This window comes from Nocardia sp. NPDC127526, from assembly GCF_042672265.1.
GTDB lineage: Bacteria > Actinomycetota > Actinomycetes > Mycobacteriales > Mycobacteriaceae > Nocardia.
On record NZ_JBHXVO010000004.1, the window covers coordinates 359528 to 370634 of the forward strand.

10 protein-coding genes are annotated in these 11107 nt (G+C 69.4%); 6 read left to right on the top strand and 4 right to left on the bottom strand.

All coding sequences use genetic code 11. The features are described 5' to 3' along the window. Positions 1-38: 38 nt before the first annotated feature. Positions 39-1637 (bottom strand): GMC oxidoreductase, encoded by a 1599-nt coding sequence (locus ACFVIV_RS10535; protein ID WP_379194710.1) that lies wholly within the window; start codon positions 1635-1637, stop codon positions 39-41. Positions 1638-1757: 120 nt separating this feature from the next. Beyond that, the gene (locus ACFVIV_RS10540; RefSeq protein ID WP_379194712.1) at positions 1758-2756 is read right to left on the bottom strand and encodes an AraC family transcriptional regulator; all 999 of its coding nucleotides are present in this window, start codon (positions 2754-2756) and stop codon (positions 1758-1760) included. Positions 2757-3079: 323 nt separating this feature from the next. Between ACFVIV_RS10540 and ACFVIV_RS10545 the strand changes: the two genes are divergently transcribed. Continuing rightward, positions 3080-4744, top strand: a complete 1665-nt coding sequence (locus ACFVIV_RS10545; RefSeq protein WP_379194714.1) for a hypothetical protein — start codon at positions 3080-3082, stop codon at positions 4742-4744. A 39-nt stretch (positions 4745-4783) separates the two neighbouring features. On the opposite strand, the gene ACFVIV_RS10550 is transcribed toward ACFVIV_RS10545, so the two are convergent. Both ACFVIV_RS10550 and ACFVIV_RS10555 read right to left on the bottom strand, forming a co-directional pair. Continuing rightward, positions 4784-5422: a TetR/AcrR family transcriptional regulator gene (locus tag ACFVIV_RS10550; protein WP_379194716.1), complete on the bottom strand. Its 639-nt coding sequence runs from the start codon at positions 5420-5422 to the stop codon at positions 4784-4786. Between the two features lie 3 nt (positions 5423-5425). Beyond that, a complete protein-coding gene (locus ACFVIV_RS10555; RefSeq protein ID WP_379194718.1) occupies positions 5426-6028 on the bottom strand; it encodes a TetR/AcrR family transcriptional regulator in 603 nt (200 codons plus the stop codon). A 219-nt stretch (positions 6029-6247) separates the two neighbouring features. Between ACFVIV_RS10555 and ACFVIV_RS10560 the strand changes: the two genes are divergently transcribed. The 5 genes from ACFVIV_RS10560 to ACFVIV_RS10580 are packed head-to-tail and all read left to right on the top strand — an operon-like array spanning position 6248 to position 11107. Continuing rightward, a complete protein-coding gene (locus tag ACFVIV_RS10560; RefSeq protein ID WP_379194719.1) occupies positions 6248-7102 on the top strand; it encodes an MlaE family ABC transporter permease in 855 nt (284 codons plus the stop codon). After that, positions 7102-7968, top strand: a complete 867-nt coding sequence (locus ACFVIV_RS10565) for an ABC transporter permease (RefSeq protein ID WP_379194721.1) — start codon at positions 7102-7104, stop codon at positions 7966-7968. Before ACFVIV_RS10560 ends, ACFVIV_RS10565 begins: the two co-directional genes overlap by 1 nt. Before the next feature lie 3 nt (positions 7969-7971). Then, positions 7972-9036 carry an MlaD family protein gene (locus ACFVIV_RS10570; protein WP_379194723.1) on the top strand — a complete coding sequence of 355 codons (1065 nt, stop codon included), beginning with the start codon at positions 7972-7974 and terminating at the stop codon, positions 9034-9036. Then, positions 9033-10055 carry an MlaD family protein gene (locus ACFVIV_RS10575; RefSeq protein WP_379194725.1) on the top strand — a complete coding sequence of 341 codons (1023 nt, stop codon included), beginning with the start codon at positions 9033-9035 and terminating at the stop codon, positions 10053-10055. Before ACFVIV_RS10570 ends, ACFVIV_RS10575 begins: the two co-directional genes overlap by 4 nt. Continuing rightward, positions 10043-11107: an MlaD family protein gene (locus ACFVIV_RS10580; RefSeq protein ID WP_379194727.1), complete on the top strand. Its 1065-nt coding sequence runs from the start codon at positions 10043-10045 to the stop codon at positions 11105-11107. The genes ACFVIV_RS10575 and ACFVIV_RS10580 overlap by 13 nt, the downstream gene beginning before the upstream one ends.

Here is an 11107-nt window from a genome sequence, read left to right on the forward strand (position 1 = left end):
CCCGCGATCCGGTGGCGTCGCTCCGGCTCGGCGCGGGCTCAGGGTTGTGACGCCGGGGGTACGTGGCTCATGGCGGCTTCGGCCATGGCGCAGATGGTGAGGCTGGGGTTGACGCCGACATTGGCGGGGACGGCGGAGCCGTCGCAGACGAGCAGGTTGGTGTAGCCGAAGACGCGGTGGCGGCGGTCGATGACGCCGTGGTCGCGGTCGCGGCCGATGACGGCGCCGCCGAGGAAGTGCGCGGTCATCGGCGCGGAGCCGAGGGTCTCGCCGAGCGAGGCCAGGGGGCGGCCGCGCATGCGGGCCGCGGCGAGCGAGGTCACGCGGCGGGCGATGTCGATGGCGGTTTCGCCGGCGGGCGGCTCGCCCACGGCGACGGTTTGCAGGCGGCCGGGGCCGAAGCCGCGGCGCAGGCGCAGCGAGACGTCGGTGCCGCGCATGACCGTGAAGATGATGGTGCGGCGCGACCAGCGGCGGGTGCGGATCAGGCCGAACAGGTAGCCGGGGTAGGCGCGCAGGAATTGGGCCCAGCGGCCGAGGGATGAATTCGCGGTGGTGGCGGGACCGTAGAAGAGGGCCAGTGCGCTGCCGCCGTCACCGTAGGTGTTGTTGGTGACGTGGGTGTGGTCGTCGGGGAAGATGCTCGAGGTGATGGCGACGTCGCTGCGGTAGTCGGCGGCGCGATCCATGGTGGAGGCCGCGGGGATGGATTCGTCATTGGTGCGCACGACTTCTCCGAGCCGATCGGACAGCGCAGGCAGCGAACCACCGCGTTTGCACGCGCTGAGCAGTTCATTGGTGCCGAGCGCTCCGGCCGCGATCACCACGCCCTGCGCGGTGAATTCTCTTGCACCGCTCCGCAACAGCCCGGGTTTGCGGGCGCGCAGGCGGTATCCGTGCTCGCCCGCGGCGTCGCCGAGCGGGGCGACATCGATGACTTTGAGGTCGGAAAGGATTGTCGCTCCGGCTCTTTCCGCCATCCAGAGATAGTTCTTCGGCAGGCTGTTCTTGGCGCCGTACCGGCAGCCCAGCATGCACTGGCCACACCGCACGCAGCCGGTGCGTTCCGGGCCCGCGCCGCCGAAATACGGGTCGAGCACGGTCTTTCCGGGCTCGCCGAAATACACCGCCACCGGTGTGCGCCGGTATCCGTCGGGCACACCGAGATCGGCGGCCAGCCCGCGCATGAGGCTGTCCACCGGCCGGGCGCCCCGGTACGGCTCGACGCCGAACATCCGTTTGGCCGTGTCGAAGTGCGGCGCCAATTCCGTTCGCCAGTCGGCCAATTCACCCCACTGCGGGTGCCGGTAGAAGTCGTCGCCGTGCGGCTGGTACATGGTGTTGGCGTAGACGAGGCTGCCGCCGCCCACGCCCACTCCGGCCAGCACGGTGGCGTGCTTGTACGGGGCGAGGCGGATGATGCCGCGCAGCCCGAGCGCGGGCAGCCACAGGAATCGGCGCAGCTGTGAGGCCTTCTCCGCGAAATCGGTGTCGGCGAAGCGGCGGCCCTGTTCGAGTACGCCGACTCGATATCCCTTCTCCGACAGGCGCAGCGCGCACACGCTGGCGCCGAACCCGCTGCCGACCACGATCCAATCGAAGTCGAACCCCGCGTTCCCGGGTTGCGAATCGTCCACGCCGCGTCCTCCATACCGCCGATTTTCACGGGGACGCTATCCGGCATCTCGGACGCACGACCAGAGCAGCTCAGGACGCCCGGTTGACACTTTCCGCCAGCCGGACGGGAGCCGGGACCGCTACACCAGTTCCGGGATCAGCGCGCCGCCCCGGCCCGCGCGGCCTCGGTATTCCTGTGGCGGGCAACCCTTCCAGCGCCGGAAGGCCCGGATGAACGAGGCCGCCTCGGCATAGCCCAGCCGGGCCGCCACCTGCTCGGTGGTCATATCGGTGTGGTCGAGCAGTTCCTCCGACAGCATCTGCCGCACCTCGTCGAGCAGTGCCCGGAAGGAGGTGCCCTCCTCATTGAGCCGCCGCGACAGCGTGCGGGGGCTCATGAACAGTTCGCCGGCCACCGCGGTCTGATCGGGCACCTCACCGGGTTTGCGCACCAGCAGATCCCGCACCGCCCCGGCGACGCCCGTGCGGGCCTGGCGGCGGGCCAGCAGGTCCCGGCACAGCTGTTCATGGGTGCTGCGCGCCCACTCATTGGCTTGCGGCAGCGGCAGTTCCAGGTACACGCTGTCGAAGGCGGCGACATTGGCGGGCGCGCCGAAGGTGGGCTCGATGCCGAAGACGGCGCGATAGCGGCTGGTGTCCGCCGGCGCGGCATGGCGGAACGACACCCGGTGCACGGGCACTCCGGTGGCGAACAGCTCCCGGCCCAGCGTCTGGATGCCCGTCATGACCCGCTCGGTCAGGAACGGCCGCACGTCCCCGGGTATCTCGTGATCGTCGAGCACCAGTCGCGCCTCACCATCGGATTCCTCGAACGAGAGCTGCCCGAAGGCGAAGGCGAGTCCCACGTACCGCAAGGCCACGTCGACCGAATCGCGCAGGGTGCGACTGCTGAGCAGCGCCAGTCCCCACGGCCCATACAGGGAGACGTGATAGCGGCTGCCCGCCTCCACGCCCAGACCGGGTTCATTGCCGAAGCGGGCGAGCACATTGCGCACCACGGCGACTTCCTGGCGCGCGGTGACTTCGGCATTGGGATCGATCACCGCCTCCGGCGTGAGCCCGGTGCCCTCCAGGCAGGCGGCCGCGGACATCCCCCGTTCCGCGGCGAGCTGCGTCATGACATGAACGCTCGAGGTGTTCCTCAGTAGATCCCAATCGAACATGTACCCGTGTCCTCATCGACCAACCAACGCTGACCTCGTGGTTTTGGCGAAATATATCAACGCCGGACCACTCGGTGTGGCCTAACTTACACAATTGCCGTGCCGAACTGTCACGGACACCTCTTCCGGAAGTCCCATCCTCCGGGGCGGACGTTTGACTCCAGCCGCCAGAACATGCTCTGAACTCGCCACTGTCTGAGCCAGACCTTCTCGAATCACCGCTGGACTTCTACGCTGATCGAACTGCGTCGGAGCAGTGGAGGACCGGGGAGGTCGCGGTGCGCGCGGAACAGGCGCTGGGAGCCGCCGATGGCGTACGGCTCAGCATGGTCACCCATCGAGTGCCGCTGCCGGACGGCTGCGGCGCTCATCCCGAGGCGTGCGACGAACTCCGGCATCTGCGCATCACCCTCGAGTCCGGGCCCGACGATCCGGCCGCCGCGGATACCGTGCTCGTCCTGCTGCCCGGCGCCACCGCCGGTGCGCGCTCATTGCAACCGCTGGGCCGCAATACGATTCGCAATCTGCGCGCCGCCGGGCTGACCGCCGAGGTCTGGGTGCTCGACCGCCGCGCCAATGGGGTGGAGGACCATTCGGCCATCGAGGTGGCCCTGGCCGAGGGCGACTACCACCTGGCCTTCGACTACTTCTACGGCGGCCGCGAGGTCGGCGGGCGCGTCTTCGGCGGGTTCGTGCCGGACCGGAGACTGGGCTTCCTCGGCGAATTCGGCATGGCGCGCACCCTCGCGGACGTGCACGAGGTGTTGTGCCGGGAGATCCCGGACCCGGACGCGCGGGCCGAACGGGTGGTGCTCGGCGGGCATTCGCTGGGCGGCATTCAGGCCGGCAGCTATGCCGCCTGGGATTTCGCGGGCCGGCCCGGGCACGAGCAGATCGCCGGGCTCGTCGCGCTCGACACCGTCTGCCATCTGGATCCGCTGCGGCTGGCCGATCGCCGCCTGCTCGGCGGACCGCTGCGGGCGACGGCTCGCGGACTCGAACGCATTCCGGCGGCCATGCGGCGCGGGCTCTTTCCGCGCACCACCGTGGCCATGGGCGGGCCCTGGGGCAATCCCGAGGCGTTCGCGCTCATCGCCGCCGTCGCCGCGGCCGCCGTCCTGGCGCCCGACGAGGAGTCCGATATCCTGCGGCTGGTCCCGGACACCGGCACCCCCCGGCTGTGCGTGCGCGGCTCGACCGCCCGCACGTGGCGCGAATTCCTCACCGGTACACCGGATTACCGCAAGCTGCGGCTCACCAATCTGGCGCTGCTGGGCCTGTTCGGCGGCGCGCACACCTCCATCAATCTGGCGATCCTGTCCATGAGCTGCGGCACCCTGGACAGTGCCGCGGTGGCCCCGCGCACCTTCCCCCTGCCCTTCGAGGCCGGGCGGCTACCGGTGCTGAAACCGTTGTACCAGGCGGGTTTCGGCACCCAGCCGCGCTACAGCCCCACCTCCTTCGAGGAGCTGTACCACTGGCGCGACTACGACCGCTGCGGCGCCGCGGACGCCCCCGGCCAGCTCTCGCGCAGCGGCATCCCGGCCTCCACCGCGGCCGGTGAGGTGGTGAGCATCGTGGAACTGGCCGACATACTGGCGGGCGGGCGGCTCAATGTGTTCGAGGACTACTTCCCCCTGCGCCAATCCCTCGACGCCGCAGCGGTATTGGCGGGTTGCCGCACCGGATCCCTGGCTCCGCTCCGGCACGAGGCGGGCGCGGCCCGGCTGCCCTCGATCAACTTGATGGGCGCATCCAGCTTCACCCGGCCGCTCACCAGATTCGGCGTGTACCCGGAGAACACGCACTGGTTCCCCGGCTATCTGCACTGCGATGTGGCCGCGGGCGCGGACCCGCGCGCGGACGGTTCACCGGAGCCGATCGCCGCCGCCCTGGCCGATTTCGTCCGGGCCACGCTGTCCCCGGTCACGCTCGCCTCGTGAGAGCCGCACGATACGAGGCGGCGAATCGGCCCGGGGCAGTCAGGATTCCGCGAAGAACAGCATGGCGAACATGGCGAGAATGCGGTCCGGGTCGTAGTGCTCCGGGTCGTCGAGCACCAGGCGCGAGGCCGTCTGGATCAGTCCCTGCACCACGCGCACCAGCACGTCGAGATCGACCTGGCCGTCGTCGTCCGGACGGTCGGCCAGCCAGTCGCCGAGCAGGCTCCGATACGGGTCGCGTAGCTCGTCGCGGGTCTTCTCGACGCGTTCGCGCAGCACCGGCGGCACGCCGTCGATCGGGAAATACACCAGCCGCCAGGTGGCGGGCATGGCGCGCACCTCTTCGAGGAACTGCCGCAGGGAGGCCGAAACCGCCTCCGGCACGGTCGCTTCGGCCTGCGCCGCGGCCATCGACCGTGCGACGGCGGCCTGCATGCGCGCGGATTCCCGCTCGATGAGCTCGGTGAGCACCTCGTCGCGGCTGCCGAACAGGTCGTACACGACCGGCCGGGTGACGCCGCTGCGCTCGGCGACCGCGGCAATGGACACGGCGGCGAAACCGTTCTCCACCACCAGGTTCAGGGCCGCGTCCAGCAATTGCTCCCGGCGGTCGGCGGGAGTGAGCCGTTTGGCGTAGCGCCGCCGTGGTTTGGCGGCGCGGCTCGAGGCATTGGGCACCGCTCAGTCCTTTCCGGCCGGTCGCACGGGTATGGCGGCGGCCGCCAGGGCGCGGCGGGTCAGCCAGCGCAGGGTTTTCGCCACGGCCTCGCGGTCCGCGCCGTCCTGCACCAGCAGCCGCGCCGCGGTCTCGCTGACGCTGATCGCGCCGTGGCTGACCAGTTCGGTGTCGATCTCGCGTTCGCCGAGCGCGGCGGCCACGGTCAGCAGCACCCGGGTGCGTTCGCGAATCGCGCCGCGCGCCTTCTCGATCCGCTCATGGGCCTCCGGCGGCATGCCGTCGCCGGGCATGAGCACCAGCCGCCACGTCTCCGGCGCCGACAGGACCAGGTCCAGGAAGATGCCGACGGCCTGATCGGCCACCGCCACCGGATCCGCGCCGGGCGGCAGTTCCGGCGTCGAGTCGGCCGCCATCTCCAGCACCGCCCGCTCCTCGCGGTCGAGCAGGTCCGCGAACAGTTCGTCACGATCGGAGAATTCGGCATACAGGGCCGGGCGGGTCACGCCGGCGGCCCGCGCGATGGCGTGCATGCTGACCGAGGTGTACCCGTCGCGCACGATGAGGCCCCGCGCGGCGTCGAGAATGCGCTCGCGGCGCTCGGACACTCACTCCTCCTGCATTCATCGGACGATTACCGATCCCGGACCGGTGCGGCCAGTCTAATCAGCGTCGATGACGCGCGGCCGACCACAGTCGGAAACTGTCAACGCCGTGGCGGGCACTGCCATGGGCACCGGCGCCCGGCCTGCATAGCGTGCAGAAAAGCCCTCGGCCGGCGCGCTTCTCGCGGGCCGGCGCCGGGGGCCGAGGGAGGAGAGCACTAGATGGAGCCCGAGTCGTCGACCCGATGGCGGGGCGATACGACCACGGCCCTGGGGATCGTCCGCCGGAACTTCTCCGAGATCGCGCTATCGAGCCTGACCACCTTCGGGCGGACGGTCGACCTCGGCGTCGAGTCCGTGCGCGGAACGGTCGCCGATCTGCTGGCACGGAGGTTCCAATGGCGCGAAATGCTGTATCAGGCCTGGTATCTCATTACCGTCACCGCCCTGCCCGCGATTCTGATGGCCGTTCCGTTCGGGGTGGTGGTGTCGGTGCAGGTGGGCAATCTGATCCATCAACTCGGCGCGGATTCGCTCATCGGCGCGGCCGGCGGGCTCGGCGTCATCCAGCAGGGCGCGCCCATTGCGACCGGCCTGCTGCTCGGCGGGGCGGGGGCCTCGGCCATTGCCTCGGATCTGGGGGCGCGCACGGTGCGCGAGGAGATCGACGCCTTGCGGGTGATGGGCATCGATCCGGTGCACCGGCTGGTCATTCCGCGGGTGGCGGCCATGATCGTGGTGGCGCCGCTGCTGAACATCCTCATTGTCTTCGTCGGCATCGTGGCCGGGTACTTCGTGGCCATCGGGGCGCAGAACGTCACGCCGGGCAGTTACTGGGCGACGTTCGGCGCCTTCACGGTGCTGACGGATGTGTGGATCTCCCTGGCCAAGGCCGTGCTGTTCGGCTTCATCGTGGTGATCGTGGCCTGCCAGCGCGGGCTGGAGGCGCGCGGCGGGCCGCGCGGGGTGGCCGACGGCGTGAACGCCGCCGTGGTGCTCTCGGTCGCCGCCATTATCGTCGTCAATCTCGTGATCACCCAGGTGGTCACCATGTTCATGCCGATGCGGGTGGCGTGATGACCGCTACTCCCTACGCCCCCAAGGGTTTCCGCCGGGCCGCCCGGCTCTACGCCAAGCGCGGCCGGGCCTTCGCACCGCTGGAGAACGCCGGGTTCATGCTCGGCTTCGCCTGGCAGGCGCTGGCCGGAATTCCCTTGACGCTGCGCCGCTATCGCGGGCAGACCATGCGCACCGTCACCGATATGACTTGGGGCCGTGGCTCTTTCATTGTCGGTGGTGGCACCGTGCCGATGCTGGTGGTACTCGGCGTGTCCATCGGCGCGGGCGTCGGCATTCAGGCGTTCGCCGCGCTCGACCTGATCGGGCTGGGCTCGGTCACCGGCGTGGTCTCGGCCTTCGCCAATACCCGCGAACTCGCGCCCATCGCGGCGGCGGTCGGTTTCGCCGCGCAGGCGGGCTGCCGGATGACCGCCGAGATCGGCTCCATGCGCATCTCCGAGGAGATCGACGCCCTCGAATCGCTGGGTCTGCGGTCGGTGCCGTTCGTGGTGACCACCCGCGTCATCGCGGGCGCGATCGCCATTGTGCCGACCTTCATCATCGCGCTGATCCTGTCGTATCTGGCGTGCTCGACGGTGGTCGTGCTGCTGCACGGCCAGGCCGGCGGCGTCTACGACCACTACTTCTTCCAGTTCTCCAGCGGCTACGACATTCTCGCGGCCGTCATCAAGATCCTGGTGTTCGGTGTCGCGGTGATTCTCATCCACTGCTATTACGGTTTCTTCGCCACCGGCGGCCCCGAGGGCGTCGGCATTGCGTCGGGGCGGGCGGTGCGCGCCAGCTTCGTCGCCATCATCGGCTTGGACATGGTGCTGACGCTGCTGCTGTGGGGCGTCAACTCCTCGATCGAATTCCCGGGGTGAGGCATGCCGGATTATTCGATTCCCGGAATCACCATGGGGCGGCGCGATTCCCGGCTGCTCGGCGTCGTCGCCCTGCTGCTGGTCATCGCCCTGGGGGTGGCCTGGTACGTCATCCTGCATCTGCCCGCCGCGGACCGGTTGCGAATCCAGTTGCGCACCGAGCAGATCGGCGAGGGCATTGTCGCGGGCACCACGGTGCGCCTGGACGGCGTGGCGGTCGGTGAGATCACCGAGGTCGAGCCCATCGACGGCGGACGGCAATTGCTGAGCCTGGATCTGGACCGGGAGCAGACCGCCGCGCTCACCGATGCGCTCACCGTCGACTACGCGCCGGAGAATCTCTTCGGCATCAGCTCGGTGGTGCTGCATCCGGCCGCGGGCGGCACGGCGCTGACCGAGGGCGCGGTGGTGGACCTGGCCGGGCGGGTCAGCGATGTGACCATGGGCGCGCTGCTGCGCAGCCTGACCGAGACCTCCACCGAGGTGCTGACTCCCCGGCTGACCGAGCTGATCACGACCTTCAGCACGGACCTGCGGGCGTTCACGCCCATGATCGAGGCCGTGATCGCCATGAGCCGGGCGGTCGCCGACACCCAGCACTATCCGTCGTCGTTCCTGATCGACCAGTACGCCGCATTCCTCGCCGGGCTGGGCGATTTCAGCAATTCGACGTTCAAGCTGTTCCACGCGATCATGAACGTCGAGGTCTTCGTCAATGCCCGGCCGCAGTACGACGGCACCATCGATATGGTCGCCAACAAGGCGTTCCCGGCCATCGGCACCATCGGTGACGTATCCCGCACGCATTTCAACGAGATGACCGACACGCTCGCCCCGCTGGTGGGCGCGCTGGCGGCGACGATCCCGAATCCCGCTCTGTCCCAGGCGGAATTGACGCAATTGGTCGACCGGCTGCACCGGATGTTCGTCGATACCCCCGCGGGCCCCGCGGTCAATGTGGCCGTGACCCTGCGCGGCGTGCCCGGGATCGCCGTGCCGCTGCTGGGCGGGCAAGCCTTCGCCGCCCTCACCACGCCGGTGACCGGCGGGAACGGAGGAACCCCGTGAGGCAGAACTCCATTCGCGCCGTCATCGTGCGGCTGGCGATCTTCGCCACCGCCATGGGCCTGCTGCTGGCGGTGGTGGTCGCGGCCATCACCCGGCCGGTCGGCGGTGGAACCGAGGGCTATCGCGCCGAATTCACCGATGCCAGCGGCCTGAAGACCGGCGACGACGTCCGCATGTACGGCGTCCAGGTCGGCAAGGTGACCGCCATCGACCTGGTCGGCACCCAGGCCGTGGTGCGGTTCACCGTGCAGCAGGACCGGCCGGTCTATACCGCCAGCACGCTCGCCATCCGCTATCAGTCGCTGACCGGTCAGCGGTATGTGGATGTGCGCCAGCCGGATTCGCCCGGCGAACAACAACGGACCGGCGACACGATCGGCGCCGACCGGACCATCCCGTCCTTCGACATCACCCAGTTGTTCAACGGTTTGCAACCGGTGCTGCGGGAGTTCTCCCCCGGCGCGCTCAACCAATTCGCCGAGGGCGTACTGGCCGTCATCGAGGGCAATGGGACCGGCATCGGGCCCGCGCTCGACGCCTTCGAGCGGATGAGCCGCTATGTCTCCGACCGGCAGGCGGTGCTGACCACCGTCGTGGCCAATATGCGCAGCATCTCCGATCAGATCGGCGGCAAGTCCCCGTATCTGCTCACCCTGTTGCAGGGGCTGGCCGATGTCTTCAGCGTCTTCCAGGAGAAGGTCGACGGCCTGCTGCTGTTCGCCGATGCCGCGCCGTCCACGCTGGGGCCGCTCAACAGCATCATGGCCACGCTGGGCTTCACCGAGAACGAGAACGTGGAGCTGGAGAAGGATCTGCGCCTGCTGTTCCCGGATCCCGATCAGGCTCTCGACCTGCTGGGGCGGCTGCCCGGTCTGGTGCAGTCGCTGGCGAATCTGCTGCCGCCGGCCTCCGTCCCGGCCGGGCAGATCGATATGACCTGCTCCAAGGGCAATGCGGCGGTCCCCGGGCCGCTCGCGGTTCTCATTGCCGGCCAGAGGATTTCGATATGCAACAGCTGAACACCCACAAACCCGGGCGGCTGCGCCGGCTGTTGCCCGCGCTGGGCGACGTGCTCGACCATCCCGACCAGCAGACGGCCGGCAGTATCCGGCGCGAACTGCGCTTCGGCGTGTTCGGCGCGGTGGTGCTGGCGGCAATGCTGGTGATCGCCGGGGCCGTCTACGTGCTGCCGATCGGCAAGAGCACCTATACCGCGGAGCTGTCCGAGGCGCGGTCGGTCCGCGCCGGCGATGAGATCCGCATTGCCGGTATCCGGGTCGGCACCGTGAAATCGCTGGAGCTGCTGGCGGATCGGGTGCGCATGACCTTCGCCATCAAGACCACCGTCTTCCTCGGCGATCGGACCACCCTCGAGGTCCGCATGCTCACCGCGGTCGGCGGCCACTACATCGCCGCCTTCCCCGCCGGGGACAAACCGCTGGGCTCGGGCGTCATCCCCGCCGACCGGGTCCGGCTGCCCTACAGCCTGGTGCGCACGCTCCAGGACGCCGCCACCCCGATCACCGAGGTGGACGGCGAGACGCTGCGCGGCAACCTGGCCGCGCTCCAGGATTCGCTCGGCGACAGCCCGGATGGATTGCGCCGCATCGGCAATGCCATGGAGACCTTCGTCGGCATCCTCAATCGCCAGAATGCCGAGGTGTCGCGTGCCCTGACCGTGATGGACGAGTACTTGACGACCGTCGACCAGAACAAGGCACTGCTGGGCACTTTCGTCCGGCAGGTCGATGTCCTCGCGAAGAAGGGCCTGGCCAAGCGCGCGGAGATCAAGGAGGCGCTGGCCGTCACGAGCTCGCTGCTGGCCCGCATCGCGGGTATCGAGCCGAGCTGGCGCACCCAGCTGGAGCCGCTGGTGGACAAGCTGCTCGAAGCGCTGCCCGCCCTGAAGGATCTCGGGGCGCGGCTCGACCAGGCGGTCGGGGGTTTGACCGACCTCGAGGCCCGCTTGCAGGCGGCCGTCTCACCGGCCGAGGGGGTCACGGTGGATCAGTCCGCGGTCACGGTGCCCGCACCGCAGTTCTGCGTGCCGGTGCCGGGATCGGGGTGCTGA

Coding starts and splice junctions, on each gene's coding strand:
- ACFVIV_RS10540 (WP_379194712.1), bottom strand. CDS start 2,756: ATGACGCAGCTCGCCGCGGAACGGGGGATGTCCGCGGCCGCCTGCCTG.
- ACFVIV_RS10560 (WP_379194719.1), top strand. CDS start 6,248: ATGGAGCCCGAGTCGTCGACCCGATGGCGGGGCGATACGACCACGGCC.
- ACFVIV_RS10565 (WP_379194721.1), top strand. CDS start 7,102: ATGACCGCTACTCCCTACGCCCCCAAGGGTTTCCGCCGGGCCGCCCGG.
- ACFVIV_RS10570 (WP_379194723.1), top strand. CDS start 7,972: ATGCCGGATTATTCGATTCCCGGAATCACCATGGGGCGGCGCGATTCC.
- ACFVIV_RS10580 (WP_379194727.1), top strand. CDS start 10,043: ATGCAACAGCTGAACACCCACAAACCCGGGCGGCTGCGCCGGCTGTTG.